Source organism: Arcicella lustrica (assembly GCF_034930985.1).
Taxonomy (GTDB): domain Bacteria; phylum Bacteroidota; class Bacteroidia; order Cytophagales; family Spirosomataceae; genus Arcicella; species Arcicella lustrica.
In genome coordinates this window covers 215,872-233,062 of sequence record NZ_JAYGIM010000009.1, presented here as the reverse complement: position 1 = coordinate 233,062, position 17,191 = coordinate 215,872, and the positions used below count along the sequence as shown (strand labels likewise).

General features: G+C 31.8%; 15 protein-coding genes. 7 read left to right on the top strand and 8 right to left on the bottom strand.

Annotation, left to right across the window (positions count from 1 at the left end):
• Positions 1 to 522: 522 nt before the first annotated feature.
• The 5 genes from VB798_RS13140 to VB798_RS13120 all read left to right on the top strand — a co-directional run bounded on the left by VB798_RS13140 (position 523) and on the right by VB798_RS13120 (position 5,590).
• Positions 523 to 1,455 carry a hypothetical protein gene (locus tag VB798_RS13140; RefSeq protein WP_323259016.1) on the top strand — a complete coding sequence of 311 codons (933 nt, stop codon included), beginning with the start codon at positions 523 to 525 and terminating at the stop codon, positions 1,453 to 1,455.
• Between the two features lie 274 nt (positions 1,456 to 1,729).
• A complete protein-coding gene (locus VB798_RS13135) occupies positions 1,730 to 2,611 on the top strand; it encodes a hypothetical protein (protein WP_323259014.1) in 882 nt (293 codons plus the stop codon).
• Positions 2,612 to 2,640: 29 nt separating this feature from the next.
• Positions 2,641 to 3,279, top strand: a complete 639-nt coding sequence (locus VB798_RS13130; RefSeq protein WP_323259012.1) for a hypothetical protein — start codon at positions 2,641 to 2,643, stop codon at positions 3,277 to 3,279.
• 168 nt (positions 3,280 to 3,447) lie between these two features.
• Entirely contained in the window at positions 3,448 to 4,086 is a 639-nt protein-coding gene (locus tag VB798_RS13125; protein ID WP_323259011.1) for a hypothetical protein, read from the top strand.
• Between the two features lie 883 nt (positions 4,087 to 4,969).
• The gene (locus VB798_RS13120; RefSeq protein WP_323259009.1) at positions 4,970 to 5,590 is read left to right on the top strand and encodes a fibronectin type III domain-containing protein; all 621 of its coding nucleotides are present in this window, start codon (positions 4,970 to 4,972) and stop codon (positions 5,588 to 5,590) included.
• A gap of 38 nt (positions 5,591 to 5,628) precedes the next feature.
• Here the strand turns inward: VB798_RS13120 and VB798_RS13115 are convergent, their stop codons facing one another.
• From VB798_RS13115 to VB798_RS13100, 4 genes are all read right to left on the bottom strand, one after another.
• Positions 5,629 to 8,541: a leucine-rich repeat domain-containing protein gene (locus tag VB798_RS13115; RefSeq protein ID WP_323259007.1), complete on the bottom strand. Its 2,913-nt coding sequence runs from the start codon at positions 8,539 to 8,541 to the stop codon at positions 5,629 to 5,631.
• A gap of 213 nt (positions 8,542 to 8,754) precedes the next feature.
• On the bottom strand, positions 8,755 to 9,783 hold the full coding sequence (locus VB798_RS13110; protein ID WP_323259005.1) for a thioredoxin family protein: 1,029 nt from the start codon (positions 9,781 to 9,783) through the stop codon (positions 8,755 to 8,757).
• A gap of 87 nt (positions 9,784 to 9,870) precedes the next feature.
• Positions 9,871 to 10,218, bottom strand: coding sequence for a gliding motility protein GldC (gene gldC / locus VB798_RS13105; RefSeq protein ID WP_323259002.1), 348 nt, complete (start codon positions 10,216 to 10,218; stop codon positions 9,871 to 9,873).
• Positions 10,219 to 10,387: 169 nt separating this feature from the next.
• On the bottom strand, positions 10,388 to 11,110 hold the full coding sequence (locus tag VB798_RS13100; protein ID WP_323258999.1) for a DUF4197 domain-containing protein: 723 nt from the start codon (positions 11,108 to 11,110) through the stop codon (positions 10,388 to 10,390).
• Between the two features lie 150 nt (positions 11,111 to 11,260).
• Here VB798_RS13100 and VB798_RS13095 point away from each other — a divergent pair, with 150 nt between their 5' ends.
• Both VB798_RS13095 and VB798_RS13090 read left to right on the top strand, forming a co-directional pair.
• A complete protein-coding gene (locus VB798_RS13095) occupies positions 11,261 to 12,499 on the top strand; it encodes a competence/damage-inducible protein A (protein WP_323258997.1) in 1,239 nt (412 codons plus the stop codon).
• The gene (locus tag VB798_RS13090; protein WP_323258996.1) at positions 12,490 to 13,788 is read left to right on the top strand and encodes a dihydrolipoamide acetyltransferase family protein; all 1,299 of its coding nucleotides are present in this window, start codon (positions 12,490 to 12,492) and stop codon (positions 13,786 to 13,788) included. The genes VB798_RS13095 and VB798_RS13090 overlap by 10 nt, the downstream gene beginning before the upstream one ends.
• Positions 13,789 to 13,929: 141 nt before the next feature.
• Here VB798_RS13090 and VB798_RS13085 read toward each other — a convergent pair whose 3' ends face one another.
• From VB798_RS13085 to VB798_RS13070, 4 genes are all read right to left on the bottom strand, one after another.
• Positions 13,930 to 14,694 carry an acyl-CoA desaturase gene (locus VB798_RS13085; RefSeq protein ID WP_323258994.1) on the bottom strand — a complete coding sequence of 255 codons (765 nt, stop codon included), beginning with the start codon at positions 14,692 to 14,694 and terminating at the stop codon, positions 13,930 to 13,932.
• Between the two features lie 155 nt (positions 14,695 to 14,849).
• Positions 14,850 to 15,527, bottom strand: coding sequence for a DUF4159 domain-containing protein (locus VB798_RS13080; RefSeq protein WP_323258992.1), 678 nt, complete (start codon positions 15,525 to 15,527; stop codon positions 14,850 to 14,852).
• Positions 15,528 to 15,558: 31 nt separating this feature from the next.
• Positions 15,559 to 16,260 carry a 16S rRNA (uracil(1498)-N(3))-methyltransferase gene (locus VB798_RS13075; RefSeq protein WP_323258990.1) on the bottom strand — a complete coding sequence of 234 codons (702 nt, stop codon included), beginning with the start codon at positions 16,258 to 16,260 and terminating at the stop codon, positions 15,559 to 15,561.
• Between the two features lie 28 nt (positions 16,261 to 16,288).
• Positions 16,289 to 17,182 (bottom strand): CPBP family intramembrane glutamic endopeptidase, encoded by an 894-nt coding sequence (locus VB798_RS13070; protein WP_323258988.1) that lies wholly within the window; start codon positions 17,180 to 17,182, stop codon positions 16,289 to 16,291.
• Positions 17,183 to 17,191: the final 9 nt, after the last annotated feature.

Below are 17,191 nucleotides of genomic sequence, written 5' to 3'. Positions count from 1 at the left end.
AATAAATGATATTTGTCATTTATTGGGCAATAACACTCATGAAACAATATGTTGATAGTCATTCACTAGCCTTAACAAAAGTTATAATTTTGAATATGAAATTTAATAAAGCATTAACAATCAAGGTCATGAACATTTCAAGTAATATTTATTACCGCCAAGTATTACTCATTACTTGTTAAACATAAGATTAAATCCGCCACTAATGAAATAACCACTATCTCTTAATAAAACAACCTCATACAGTTACGACCGCCATCGTATTGTATAGAGGTTGTTTGCTTTTTAGGCTTGTTGATTATCTTTAACAAAGGCGGAATGTTTAATAAAATCATTGTAGCAGTAACTCTTACAATTACCGTTTTCTATTCCAACCAATAAAGGCAACCGCAAGGGATTGCCTCTACAGATTTTGCCTCTACAACAAACTAACTACTTCTAAAATATGTAAAACGATAAAGAAATTAAAGCCAAATAATTATCTTTATCAATTACATACAAATCAATAAACTGCACAAAACAATGACAACAATTTCAACACAAAGACATCTGTATAGATTTTACATCATCCTTACGATAACCTGTGCTTTCTTTCTGTTCTATGGTTCAACAATCTTATTATCCACAAATAATGAGCTAGTTAGGAGAAATTGGATTAGATTTCTCTTCGGATTAGGTTTAATTACATACGGTCTTTATCAAGCATTTACCTATTTCAAAAAAACGCCTTCGGTTACTATCAAAAATGATACTATTACTTTTGGCGATAGTGAATCATTCCTTATCAAAGACATTACAGACATTACTTTCTCCACAAAAATACCTTTTAATAAAACTTATAGAAATGAACTGGAAGGGATGATTATTCAGTTTGAAAACGGTATAGAAAAAGTACTTTATGATGATTTGTATGAGAATTTATGGGAAATAAAATCTTTCCTTTATCAAGTAGTGCAACAACAACAAGCCTACCAAGCATTTGAAGTAAATCAATATGAATCTATTGATTTAACAACAACAGAAACGAAGGTTTTTGATGGAAATCAATTTACAAGTTATAGAGGAATCTTACTTTGGTTTTTTGTTGCCTATTTTGTTTATACAATCTCTTCAATGACGAACTATTCTTACTCACCTTCAATAGTATACATTTTCCTTTTTTTAATAGCAGGCATTTTATTTTTTTCTTGGATGATGAATTACATCATTATTGCCAACGATTATTTGGTCATCAAAAATCATAACATCTGGTTTTGGCAAAATATTTATGCTTTAAAAGACATCAAAGAAATAGTCTTTGAAACTGCCAGAAAAAACCCTAATGCTATCAGAGTCATCACTAAAGACTTTAAATCCACCTCATACAAAGCATCAACATTGAGCGATACTACTTGGCTACAATTAAAAGAACAATTAAACATAAAAGGTATTGAAGTAAGGAATGAAATTATTTGAAATGGATAAGCTGACTTAAAAATCTCTTGTCAACATAGATAAATTCTTTTGCCCTTGTTGGAATTATTTCCAACAAGACAGGCGTCAGCAATGCATCATTTCTACTATAATTGATTTTCTTAATTGAAATTAACGTGTTGCTGACGCAAAGCTTGTTGGTGAAAAAACACCAACAAAGACGGAACACTAATAAAGGCATTAATTCTATAAGGTTTTAAAAACCTTATAGAATTATAATTACAACACAAACTAGATAGAAACAACGTAATGCTCTATGAAAATACTAGAATGGTTTTTTAGACCTAAGCCACTTGATACACAAGCATTAGCAGAAAAATATCCTGACATTACTTTTGAGATGTGTTTTAAACTAGATACCCTAGAAGTATCTGAAATTATTGACCTTGTCAATAATCCAAATATGGGTTATATCCTTAAACGTTGGACAGGATATAAAGATTTTTCAATAGAAAAAGGGAATACCTTTTTTCCCAAAATGAAAAAAGAACGATTTTTCTATTATAGCCATCTTTTTTATGATGTAGAGAATAAACATAGATTAAGCGTTGCAAATATTGTACCTATTGTTAGTCCAGGATTAAGGCGAATAATATGGAGAGGAAGTATTGAAAAATTTAACCTGTCAGTATTCGAGCCTTTTTTTACTCATAAAGGTTTTGTTTGTGCTTACTCTTTTTGGGAATTAGATGAGTTTTTACAAAATGAAACATTTGTAAGAAACTATGAAAAAAAAGAGATACCGATTGACAAAAGGAAAGTTTTACGCATTGATGGTGAAAAGCGAATAAATATTGATGGAAACCCGGGAAGAAAACGACAAGTGTGTAATATGATGCTGAGGTCTTGTTGGCGAATGTGGTTTGGGGAACAAGCTTATGAAATGATAAAAAGGGAGAAAGTAGAAGGATTCGAAGAAGGTATTCAGAATATTTTGCTTGAAAATGGGGTACGGTTTATAGAATTATATGATAATCCTTTTGAGTCAAATGAACCAAACAATAGAGAAATTCAGCAAAAATTTAATGAAACTATTGATATTGAGAGCATATATAAATATTGTTTGGAACATTTTGGAATGCGCATCCCTATTGGAAGCACTAAAGCAGAATGGGGACAAAATTGGAGAGCGGATTGAAAAGTTAATAAAATAATGATAGAAGGATTATGAATAAACTAAAGATTGTAATACTTGGTCTAATTTTTTCTTGCTGTGGAAATCAATCGGAAAAAATCAAGATATATGCAGGAAAACAAATAGTTACGTGCTATTATTATCAAGTAAATTATTTCCAAGACGATTTAATGTGGTATAAGCAAATAGATTCACTTGCAAAGAATATATTACAGAAGCAGATGAATGAACTACTATTAAATACAAATATTGATTCCTTTCATTTTGGAGAAGTTAATACAGGTGAAATTGATGATGAAGACCTAATGGGATTGTTTAAAATGAGTAGAGTACATTATTATTTTCCTGAAGAGGTGAATAATATAAATTTCACACGAGTATTTTTTGGTAGTAAAGCTAAAGAAGGCTTCTCTCGGATAAAGCCAATTTATAAAGAAGATGCTCATGCTATTACTGCTACTTACCTTTTAGATGAAGATGTAACAGGAAAGAATTTAGATAAATTTATTTTGTCTTGTTTGAAGCAAATTGATAAATATAAATTATTGAACACACAAAAAAAGTTACAATGTTTTTTAGTCGATGAAGATTTTAAAAAGATATGTAGTCTGACACAAGAGAAAAATGAAGATGGAGAATTAAAAGAAGGATATATGTTTAGATTTGAATAATATCGTTTAGCATTTTGCCCTTGTTGGAATTATTTCCAACAAGATAGGCATCAACAACGCACCAACCTTACAATAATAGTTTTTCTTAATTGTCATTAGTGTGTTATTCATGTATTAGTTATTTGAAAAAAATCAACAACGGTTAATAAACATCATAGTTCTTTTAACATGAAAAAATTAGTTGATAGTCATCATGGTATGCTTTGGGAAGTGCCCATGACTCAGAATCTAGGCTATGCTTATGTACAAACAATTTGTTTGGCAGAGTTTGGACATATAGGTACAGTTGTAAAAGTACTTAACTATCGAAGCGATAAACCACGTAAAGAAAAAACAACAACCTTTTTTGAGCAATTTGATTTTTTGTCAACACCGATTTTAGGAATAAATCCACCGCCACAGAGAGGAGACCATAAATGGAGAAAACTAGATTACTTTCCTTTGAGTCAAGAAGATTTGACTTGCCCAGAGTTTACATCTCCTTTTAATTACGAGAGTCATCCAAAACCAGAGGATAGCGAATGGCTTGTTTATTCTGATACATCTGTTGGTTCTCGATTTCCAGATATTACATTTAATTATGATGATGTTAAGCATTTAAGTATAATTGTTTTTACAAATTTACGATATATGAGACATCGCATAACGCTTGAGTGGATTAAGTATTTAGGGTTGGATTATGAAAAATACAAAATGGAAGAAGAGCGTCAATACATTTATATAGAAGACCAAAAGTATTTTGTGAAGTGTGGGGTAGATTATTCAAAAGTTGATAAATCTATAAAAGGTAGAGCGGTAAGAAGATAGACGTTAAAGACCTTTGCTTGGTGTAGTGAAAAACACTCCGCCAAGCGTGGGCATTAAACCTATAAGGTTTTAAAAACCTTATAGGTTTATAGATAAACACCTAAAAAACAATAAATTACATTGATTATTACCCTAAAAACCCCAACCTTATCATTTTATGATAATTCAATAAAAATCATAAATGCTAGTTTATTTCCTCCTCTGATATTCCTTTAGCTAATTTGTATTAATTTTCAATTATAATAGCCTATTTTATAATTTCTCTATCATCCTTCCCATTTCAGACAGTACCTGACGCAAAGCTTGTTGTTAAATAAATATCAACAAAGACGTAAGAAATATTTTATACGAGCTATAGTAATCCATTGTAAGTCTATTTTATAGTTTTGCATGTTATAATCAACTATTGTTACATTACTATATAATTTTTACGTGTTACAATTAATCATTGCTATACTACTATATAATTTTTACGTGTTACAATTAGTCACTGTTATACTACAATGAAATTTTTACGTGTTACAATTAGTCATTGTTATACTACTATATAATTTTTACGTGTTACAATTAGTCATTGTTATACTACTGTATAATTTTTACGTATTACAATGAATCATTGTAATACTACAATATAATTTTTGCGTATTACAATTAGCCATTGTTACACTAAAATATAGTCTTTTAAACAAGAAAAAAAGAGAAATTACTCATAAATAAAGATATTCTGAGAGACTATTAATCAATTTTCTAAAGAAATATTTAAGCTTATTATTCAAAAAAAACTTATCTTTAAATAAAAAATCAAAGATTAAGTCATTATAAATCAATGCTTTAATCATCTACTTTATTCCATACATGTTCAACATTTAAAACACCCATTAATATGCCTAAAATTACTATCCTCAGAAGTTTTAAAAGATACAGAGAAGATGAATTAAACATCAAGACTTCGACAATTATTCAAAGCCTAACAGGAAACCCTCATTTTCCTACTCCGCAATCCAGTTTAGAAGAAATTAATCAAAGCAGAATCGCTTTCTTGGATGCTTTGGTCGCTTCAAGAACTGGAAGCAAACAAGCAACTCTTCTTAAAAAAGAATGTAGAAGTATTTTAGAAAAACAATTAGAATTGTTGGGCTTGTATGTAAATATGAATTGTTTTGATAATGAAGCAATAGCCCAAAGTTCAGGATTTGATGTTAAAAAGAAAGGAAAACCCGTTGGTATTTTAGCCAAACCCCGCAATTTGACAGTAGTTAACGGCCCAGTAAAAGGTACTTTAATCGCCAATATAGATAGAATACACAGAGCCAAAAGCTATATTTATCAAATTACAACTTCCCCCCTAACTGAAACAAGTATTTGGGAAACGCATGTCTCCAGTCGCAAAAAAATTGTATTTGAAAACTTACAATCAGGCACAGAATACGCCATCAAAGTAGCCGCAGTAGGTAAAGAACCTATTTTGGTTTATTCGGATGTGGTGTTTAGTTATGTTTTATAAGGATGATTTACTTTCTTGAGAATTTATTAATAACATTTTCAAAAAAGTAAATTCTCAATTTGTTGTAAATCAATACGTTTTATAGCTTCAATACCCATTTGTAAAACAGCAGGGAATAAATCCTTTAGTTTATCTTTAATGCCCTCTTCTGCTACTTCCGAAGACATTTTCTTAATTTTACCTAAAACACTTTTACCTAAACTCTCTTTTTTCTCATCTTTCTTTTCATTCTTAAAAGCCTTTAATTCTTCAATCAGTTCCTTTAGCTCTTTTTGGTCGTTTGGCTCTTGACTGGTTTTCACTAACCGTTCTAATTCATTAAAAATATGGGTTTGTTGATAACGATTATCATTATTTGTTACATCCCCATGATAATGACTACCACCGTAAAAATAATTGTGGTTAGCTTTATTGATTTCAGCTTGAGAAAAATAACCTCCTAATATTTCTACAATATTAGCTAAGGGAACTTCTACATCATTGTCATAATCTACATACTCTCTTCTGTTCTTTTTTAAACAGTTAATCAGAGAAGTATATTTAGCTTTTATCTTTTTATCTTCATATTCAAATTCTACCATTTCCTCATATTCTAAACCGGGTAATTTCTCTAAGGTTTTTTTCAAAGTACTACGAATTGTATCAAAATAAGATTGATGGTATTTGCCAATGATATAAAAATGTATGGTTCTATCTTCTACTTTGGCTAAGACACGAATATCATCTTTGATAAATACTGCTCCTTTGCTCCAATATTGCTTATTTTTAATTTCCGAAAAATGCTTTACTATCAAATAAGGCATAATATCTTCTGGAATATCTGCCTTAAAATCAAAGTAAAAATGCTTGCCTGCTTCATAAAACTCACTCAAAGCAATGGGCTGATTACTCCCAAAACGAATAGGAATGTATAGTTTTTGTTCACTTTCTTCAAAATGCAAAAGCCCATAAAAATTCATGGTTTTAAAGATAAAAGTGGCTTCTTCTTCATAAAATTGAAATTTATTGGAACGCTCTAAAATTTTACAAGCCTGTTCTTTCCTTAAAACACCCTGACTTTCAATCGTTCTTTGATTAATAATCAATGAGTAAGCTCCATCGATTAGCCATTTTGGGTTCAGAATATGTCTATCCATCAAAGGAGAATCATTAAAATAGCGTAAAACCCCAATTTCATTCAGATACTTTAAAATGGCTATTCGTCTATCTTCTGTATCAGTTACGTCCAAGCTTTTACATAATTCACGGAAATAACTCATCGTAATATAATGTTTGTTGGGTTTATTATACTCCTTTTCAATAGCTTCTTTTACGTTCTGATATTCTATGGGAAATTCTTTGTTAAGATTTTCTAATTGTAATAATTCTGATTTTATCGTTTGCTCTACTTCATCCATAATTTTTCGCCAAGAAGGTTCAATTTGGGCAGCTTTTAGCACCGATACTCTATTAAAAATGGCTTTCAAGACAGGACGTTTCTCATCTTTTCCATTATAGCGTTCTCTTAATTGGTTGGCATCAATTTTTAGATGACTACTCGTTAAAACGTCTGCATAATTATTAATGATGATAAAGGGAGCTTTAGGAGCATAGTTTTCTAAAAAGGCAATATATTTTTCAGGGTTTTGGTCTTTAGTACTATCTAAAACGATGATATAAAGTGTATCGGTCGTCATAAATAGTTTATGCAAACTGTATTGTATTTCTTGTCCGCCAAAATCCCAAAGATTGATTTTGATATTACCCCCTTCATCAGGAGCTTTATCATTTTCAAAAGGTTTCCATGAAGAGATAGCAATATCAGGTGTAGAAATTTCATTCTCATCAATGGGCAAACCCATCAAATATTTTTGCAAAGTAGTTTTACCAGCACGAGGCTCGCCCAGTAAAACCATTTTAGCTTCTTCGATTTTTACAGTGCCTTTTTCTTGGGCTTCAAAATATTGAAATAAAGCTTCTCCTCCGCTTTTGATGGCTTCAATCATTTCAGAGGGAAGAGGATTGCCGTAGAGGTTCAATGAAGAAGGTACATTTGCATCTTTTAAAACAACTTCTAAAGATTTAAAATTAATAATATCATTCTTTTTTAGATGTTGAATATTGTTGTTTCTCAAGTCAATTTCTTCTAAATCAATCAAGTTACTGAGCGGTAATAAATCACTGATTCGATTATTCGATAAAAAAAGCTTTTTCATAATCACCAAGTTAGACAATGGTGATAAATCACTAATTTGATTATCGTTTAATCCAAGTCCTTGTAAATTTTCCAAAGTAGCTAAAGGCAATAAATCACTAATTTGATTATTCGACAAGTAAAGTATTTTTAACTCCAATAAGTTTGATAAAGGCGATAAGTCTCTAATTTGATTATCCGCCAAATTAAGTATTTTTAACTTTAATAAGTTTGACAAAGGCGATAAGTCTCTAATTTTATTTATCCATAAATGAAGTGCATTTAAATTCACTAAGTCTGCCAAAGGTGATAAATCGCTAATTTGATTATTCACCAAAATAAGACTTTTTATATTAATTAGATTTGACAAAGGCGATAAATCGCTAATTGGGTTTAAACGCAAATCAAGTATCTCTAAATCTATTAACTTAGTTAAAGGCGATAAATCGCTAATTTGATTAAATTCCAAATCAAGATCTTTCAACTGCAATAAGTTTGACAAAGGTGATAAATCGCTAATTTGATTCTTAGTCAAATCAAGTTTTTTTAACTTCGCTAAATTTGATAAAGGCAAAAGCTCGCTGATTTGATTATAAGCTAATATAAGTATTTCTAAATCTACTAGATTTAATAAAGGGTATAGGTTATTAATTCGGTTATGACTAAAATCAAGCATAGTAATTTCACCTTCGTTATTCAACTCAAAATTCCATACTCTAGCCCCGAAGGCCTTTTCCAACTCCAATATCACTTGTGGTTTTACTTGTTCTTGCTCCATTGCTTTATCTTCTAATTTTTTATCGCTTATCAAAGATATTTAGATTCGCTTAAACAAACATCTTTTAAAGATTAAAAGCACATTTATTGCCTTCAATCCTATAAGGTTTTAAAAACCTTATAGGATTATTATAGTTATGAATTTATTGATACAATAAAAAAGCGTCTTGAAATTGAATTTTCAAGACGCTTTTTTATGTGTTTATGTTCTAACTTATTTACTCTTTGCATCCCAAAGAGCAGCTTTTGCTAAAGCAGCTTTATCGGAACTTCTAGCTTTAATCCAGTTGCTTAAGAATTTGTATGATTTCTTATCTGTTGTTGCATCCACTAAACTATCTAACACAGCAAGAGCTTTCGGTACTTGTCCTTCTCGGAAATAAGCTGTTGATTCTTCTCTCCAAACTCTGCCATTAATAGATTTTTTATCTACGCCTAGTTTAGCCAAGTTTGCTCTTACCTGATTGATTTTTGCCACAGAGTATTTCATTCCACGACTACTGTACAAAGAATACATAATAATATTTTCAGCCGTTTGCTTCACCAAGTTTTTATCATATTTGGCATTGAATTCTCCTAAATGGCTAATCATGTATTCAAAGATATTATTCTCATCGTCCATGATGACTTTTTGCAATAGCAAAAAGCTCGTATTATTGCTGTATTGTGTTGCAGGAACGATTTTCGCATAATTATTCATCACATTGATATTATCAAGCGTATCACGCATGATTCTCGCCATAAACCCGTATTCAATTAAGAAGCTAGCATCACGATTCCCAGAACGATAGCTTGCTTTGTAATTACTGGTGCGTTGTTTAGGGTCGATAGCTTTATTGGCAGCTTCAATTAATGCTTGTGGGGTATTATAGTTTTCGCCCAAAACAGTGATATGCATTAATTTTACATCTTTATCAAAAAACAAAAGCGTTGGAGTAGAAGGAATCCAAATACCTTGTTTGTTCAAGAAAGCTGCTCCTTCTGGCGAAGTAATATCTAACTTGTAGTTTATGAAGTTTTGATTGTAAAGACTTCCTACTTGGGCATTTTCAAAAGTAGGTTTAAAAGCATTACAAACATGACATGTTGGTGCATATACTTCTAAATGTACAGGTTTGTTTTGTGCTTTAGCTAAATCGAAAACTGTTCTAAGGTTTCCGCTTTGTAAAAAAGCTGTTCCTTTTTGTGCAGTAACTAAATGCGTGAGGAATAAAAAGAGAGAAAGAGTAAAGAATTTTTTCATGGTTAAAAATGGATTATTGCGAATGAGTATCACAAAAATATGCCAATCTCCTTTGAAAGAAATTGGCATTAACAATCGTTAACATTATTACTGTTGTTCAGCGGCTTTAATTTCTTCTTGCAGATTTTTAGTTAAAGTTCTACAAAGGTTATCAATTAAAGTGGACATCTTTTGGTCGCCAGTGGCATCTACTAAGGTATTTCCAATACTTCCGATTACTTCAATATAAAAACGTTTCATTTCTAAAACGTCCATATCTTTTGTCCAAAGCGGTAAAGCTAAAGTTCCTTTGTGATAATGATCCCAAACACCTACAAAGATTGATTTTGTTTCTTCAATACCTTCGTTTGGATTGTCTGTTGCAGACCATTGAATTTGTTCTGGGATACTTTGTTCGTCTAATGTTACTTTAAAATTAATTTCAGAATGTTTCATTATAAAAGATGGGTACTTTTTATATAATTGTTTTTTAATTGAATCGCAAAAAACTGATAGCCAAGTGATCAATACAATTCAAGCAACATTTTTGTTTATTGTAAAAAACTGACAATTAGTAACTTGAAGTACTAATCACCAATCACTATTTACTAATCACTACATAATGCTATTGATTTGCAAAAACTTTTTTCAATAAATCCGATACACGAGCAGCAGGATTCTCTCTGATTTTCTGTTCTTCTTGAGCGACTAAAAGGAATAACCCATCAATTGCTTTTTGAGTTGCATATTGTTTCAAATCTGGGTTTACTTTTTTCGTAAAAGGAATTTTATTGTATGTTGTAGCAATATCTCCATACAATTTAGTAGCACCTGTAGAATTGATAGATTCTTCCATTACTGGCGCAAAAGCATTGGTTAAAGCCACCGAAGATGTTCTTTTTAAATAATTTGTAGCGGCATCTTTATCACCTTTCAAAATACTCAAAGCATCTTGAATCGTCATTTTAGTAATAGCATCCACAAAAATAGGAACTGCTTTCTCTGCGGCTTTTTCTGCTCCACGGTTCAAAGCAGTAATAAATTTATCGCATTGCGCACCCAAGCCAATCTGACGAAGTTTTTGTTCTACATTCTGTGCTTCTGGCGGAAATAACAATTTAATGGTTTGGTTGCCAAGATAACCATCTAAAGCAGAAGCCTTTGATGAACTGTTTTTAATACCAACCGTTAAAGCTTCTTTCAAACCTTTCCCGATTTCATCCGTTGTCAAAGCACCGGGTGTACCACTCAAAACGTCATTCGCTTGTTTGAGGATATTACCAATATTCTGTGAATTACAACTACTCACAGAAAACATTAAGGATAGGCCTAAGAAAATTCTTTTCATTTTTTTAAATTTCAATGTTTAACAATATGAAAACTGACAAATTTTATGGAAAGTCATTGCCATTTAAACGCCAAAACACTTGAATTTGTGTAATTTTGAACAAAAATAATCAATTAGGACTAAGCCTTTAGCTAAAAGGTAAAAATAAAAATGATTCGAGCAGAGATAATTACCATTGGTGACGAAATATTATATGGACAAATTACCGATACTAATACACAGTGGATTAGTGCTGAACTTGATAAAATAGGGATTCGCACCGTTAGAAAATCATCCGTTGGCGATACAGAAGAAGCCATTTTACAAATCTTTCAAGAAGCGACAGAAAGAGCAGATTTAGTGATTGTAACGGGTGGATTAGGTCCCACCAAAGATGATATTACCAAAAAGACATTCTGCAAATACTTCAATACAACATTAGAAGTACATCCAGAAGCTTTAAGTGATTTAACGGAATTCTTTAGAAAAAGAGGAAGAGAAGTAACAGGCTTAAATCTTGGTCAGGCAGAATTACCTGCCAATGCTACTTATATCAAAAACACAATGGGAACTGCACCCGGTATGTGGTTTGAACAAAATGGTGTAGTCTATATTTCAATGCCAGGTGTACCTTTCGAAATGAAAGGATTAATGACGATTTCATTACTCCCTAAAATTCAAGAGTATTTTAAAACGCCTGTCATTTTCCATAAAGTAATTCGTACTGTTGGTATTGGTGAATCACTATTAGCAGAAATCATTGATGCTTGGGAAGATGCACTTCCTCCGCATATCAAATTAGCTTACTTACCATCAATGGGAAGTGTAAAGTTACGGCTGACAGGTTTTGGAGAAGACATTAAAGCACTTGAAAAAGAAGTAGAAGATGAATTTGAAAAAGTATTGCCTATCATCAAAGACTATGTATATGGTTTTGGGAACGAAGAACTAGAAGAAGCCATCGGTCGTTTATTGAAAGAAAAAGGCTTTACTGTTGCCACTGCTGAAAGTTGCACTGGCGGTTATTTAGGTCATCAATTCACGAAAGTAGCAGGAAGTTCAGCCTATTTTATGGGTGGAATTATATCGTATGACAACACTGTTAAAATCAATCAATTAGGTGTAAAAGCTGAAACATTAACACAATTCGGAGCAGTTTCAGAGCAAACAGTCATCGAAATGTCAGAAAATATTCGCAAATTATGCCAAACAACATTTGGTTTGGCAACAAGTGGCATCGCAGGACCAGATGGAGGAACAGCAGACAAACCAGTAGGCACTATCTGGATTGCCATCGCTTCAGAAAAACAAACAATCACAAAGAAATTGCAATTGGGTGGATTTCGTGAACAAAACATTCATCTTACAGCAATCAACATCCTGAATTTATTAAGAACAACATGGCTTTAATCGAAGTAATTATGCCCAAAATGGGCGAGAGTATCATGGAAGCTACTATTTTAAAGTGGCTTAAAGGCATAGGCGAAAAAATTGAAGCCGATGAATATTTATTAGAAGTAGCTACTGATAAAATTGATACAGAAGTACCTTGTACCGAGTCGGGAATTTTAACAGAAATTTTGATTCAAGAAGGAGAAATTGCAGAAATCGGAAAACCAATATGTATCATTGATACAGATGGAGAAGAAGCAGATTCTTCACCAAAAGCAGAAGTTATTTCTGAAAAACTTGCTCAAGAAATTGAAGAAATCAAAACATTAACAGGCATTAATCTTGACCCTACAGCACAAGAAACAGTTTCAAATGCTGGTGCAAGATTTTATTCGCCTTTGGTATTAAGTATTTCAAAAGAAGAAAACATTTCAACCGCTGAACTAGATGCAATTGTAGGTTCTGGAGCAGAAGGAAGAGTAACAAAACATGATATTTTAGCTTATTTAGAAAATAGAAAAACAGCTAAAGTAAGTATCCCAGTAGTAAAAACTCCTGAGAAAATCGTTTCAAGCTCCACTCCTGTTTTCACTTCTGGTACTGATGAAATTATTCAGATGGACAGAATGCGCAAAATGATTGCAGAGCGTATGATAGAATCTAAAAGGGTTGCTCCACACGTTACTTCATTCGTTGAAACTGATATGACTAATGTGGCGATTTGGAGAAACAACGCTAAAGATGCTTTCAAAAAACAATATGGCGAAAACATTACTTACACGCCAATTTTAGTAGAAGCAATCGTTAATGCAATTAAAGATTTTCCACAAATCAATGCTTCTGTAAATGGTGATAAAATTATTTACAAAAAGAACATCAACGTCGGAATGGCAGTTGCTTTGCCAAATGGCAATTTAATTGTTCCGGTGATTCACAATGCAGATTCTTATAATTTGATTGGTCTGACAAAGAAAATTAATGATTTAACCAAAAGAGCAAGAGAAAATAAACTAAAACCAGAAGATTTAGAAGGTGGAACTTACACTTTCTCTAACATCGGTACTTTCGGAAACATTATGGGTACTCCTATTATTGTTCAACCACAAGTAGCGATTATGGCATTTGGGGCTATTCAGAAAAAACCTGCTGTGATTGAAACGCCTCAAGGAGATTTATTAGGTATTCGTCACAAAATGTTTATTTCTCATTCTTATGACCATAGAATCGTTGATGGTTCATTGGGCGGACAATTTGTAAAGAGAGTATCTGATTACTTGGAGGCTTTTGAAATTGACAGAAAATTGTAGTAAGTTTTCAGCTACCAGTTTTGAGCTTTGAGCCATAATCAATAAAAAAGTCCTGATTGAAATTCAATCAGGACTTTTTTATTGATTATATCAGATATTGAGAATCACTAAATCATTCATTAATTCACTCAATATCAATAACTAAAACTCTGCATCAGCAGGTTTACTTAAATTTGGCTTGATGATTCTTAACCAGATTAATAATTTAATCATTGGGTAAGTTGGGTCAAATTCATACCATTTTGAAGCGAAATTCATGCTGTTTGGCAATTTGTGATGATTGTTTTGGAATAACTCTCCCATCATCAAAAAGTCAAATACTAAAGAGTTTCTAGATTTATCTTTATTGTCATGATTTTGATAACCATATTTATGACCCGACCAGTTTACAATTGCTCCATGAACAGGACCCATCAAAAAGTGGATAGGCAATAAAAAGAAGAATGCCCAGTGCATATCAAAATAAACAAAAGCTACTACATACATAACAATGTAAGAAACGCCCCAACCAATTCTTGAAATCCAATGATCACCTAATTTTTCAATCGTTTTTGAAAAAGGATAGTTATGATCGAAACGCTCTTCAATTTTAGCTTTATTGTTCAACAATGCGTTATAAATATCTTTTGTTTTCCACATCATTGCGAATACATTATCAGAAAAATGTGGTGAATGTGGGTCTTTCTCGGTATCGCTGAAAGCATGGTGCATACGGTGTAAAATTGCGTAAGCACGTGGACTTAAATAAGATGAACCTTGAGAAACGTAAGTGAGGAAATAGAAAAATTTCTCCCAAAACTTATTCATGGTAAACATCTTGTGTGCCGAATAACGGTGTAAAAAAAACGTTTGGCTAAATAAAGATAAGTACCAATGAATGATAAAAGCGGGCAATACCAACTGCATGATTATATTATTATTTTAATTTGTTCTTGTGATTGAGAATTTAAAAGACAGCTACTATCTAAGTTCTTTAAAACTTTAACAGTAAACCGTCAACAAAGTTACCGAATGTTTATTAAAAAGGGTTTAAATATTTTTTATTCTGACATTTGCAAGCTTTAAAAAGAAGTAAGCGAGTAAGCCAATAAGTTTGCACCCATCTGTAAAGCTTTCAAACGAATCGTTTCTGGGTCTTTATAAACACTTTGATCTTCCCAACCATTGCCTAAATCGCATTCAAAGCTATAAAAACAGACTAATCTACCTTCGTAAATCAAACCAAAACCTTGTGGTGGTTTATTGTCATGTTCGTGTATCTTGGGTAAACCATTCGGGAATTTGAATTTCTGATTATAAATAGGATGATTAAATGACAATTCAACAAAACTTAATTCTGGAAAAACCTTTTTCATTTCTCTACGAATAAATTTATCTAAACCATAATTATCATCAACATGCAAAAAGCCTCCGCCTACTAAATATTTTCTAAGATTAGCCACATCTCCATCGCTAAAAACAACATTCCCATGTCCTGTTAAATGCACAAATGGATAAGTAAATAATTCTGGACTTGAAGGTTCTACAATGTCTTCTTCTGGAGCAATATTTGTTCTGAGATTACTGTTACAAAATTTGATTAGATTCGTTAATGAAGTCTTGTTACAATACCAATCGCCTCCTCCTCCATATTTCATTTTGGCAATTTTAAATGAATATTGAGCAAAGCTTTGATGATTAAAAAACAAGAAAAAAGTTAACAATAAAATACTAGCAATACTTTTACGGATATTCTTCATTGTTGAATTACTTGATTGTTTACTTACTTCATTATTGATTAATTAAATTCAAAGTAAAACAAGCTGCCAAACCAGCGGTTTCTGTTCTTAATCTACTTTTTCCTAAAGTAACAGGCTGGAAACCTTTTTTCAAAGCTTGTTCTATTTCATCTGGATTAAAATCGCCTTCTGGTCCAATTAATACGGCGTAATTTCCTTTTGGAATAGCTAAATCTTTGATTAATTTCCTATCACCTTCTTCCAAATGAGCAATCATTTTCTGAGATTCAGCCACTTCTTTCTGTAAAAAAGCTTTCCAAGTAATCATTTCATTGATTTTTGGCAAAAATGCTTTTAAAGATTGCTTCATTGCTCCTATCGCAATTTTTTCAATTCTAGCCGTTTTTATTTCCTTGCGTTCTGAATAACGAGTTTGAATAAAAGAAATTTCATGAATGCCCATTTCTACACATTTTTCAACCATCCATTCAATTCTATCCATGTTCTTGGTTGGAGCAATGATTAAATGAATATAAAAATCGTGACGTTCATAATCTTGTTGTTCTTCTACAATTTTTACTTCACACTTTTTTTCATGTGCAACCTTAATTTCACAAGTATAAAAACCACCTTTACCATCTACAACATACAATTTACTTCCGACCGACAAACGAAGTACTTTTATGGCATGACGAGACTCTTCTTCATTCAACAGTAAAGTTTGCTTGATATTTGGTTCGTAAAATATATTCATGAAATTTGTCTTCTTTACAAGCAAAAAATCAATTAGATTCTGCTGAAGAAATGTTTGATTTACAATAAAAAAAGTAAATAAATGCAATACCAAGTATCACAATGGGTAAAGAAACAATTGAGCCTTCAAGACCAAAAGCTCCACCAGTCCATAAAATATCTCCAATTACATTTTGTGTAATAATGCCCTGGACGTCATGTCCTGATACTTCAAAGCCAAAAACTGCTCCTTGAAAGAAATTCCAAGTAAAATGTAGTCCAATCGGAAACATTAAATTTTTTCGGAAAATAAAATAAATTCCCAATAAATAACCTGCTAAAGTAAGATTGACAAGAGGAATGAGGCCAATGTGATTGTTCATCAAATGTAAACCTGCAAAAATAAACGCAGAAGTACTCAGGGCTGCGTATTTATTCATGCCTTCCATTAAAGTACTCAGCACATATCCACGTGCCATAAGTTCTTCTGAAATGGCAACTGCTAAAAAAAAGAAGATATACGAAACGAAAATTATGGGATTAAATTCAAGTTTTATGACTTGAACGTATCCCATAATTTTCAATATGATAAATCCAGTGCTTATTAAAAAGATGCCAATAATACATCCAAAGGCAAAATCCTTACTTTTGTTTTTCCAATCTAACCCTAAACTTTTGAGTGAAATACTTTTTCCAAGCATCTTTGGATAAAGCCAAACGGCTAATATTTCAAAGAATAGTCCCCCTATTTCATACACCAGTAATTTGTCGTAGTGCTTAGGTAAAGTAATTATTTCATAAAGCTTGTCGAAGTCGATTTGATATACGAAAGTCAACAGAAATACTGTGAAACTTCTTCCAAGTCCAACAAAAAAGATGAAGAACAACACAAATCCAAAGACTTTAATAAGTGACTTTAACCAAATGGGATAATTACTAAACATTTATAAAGA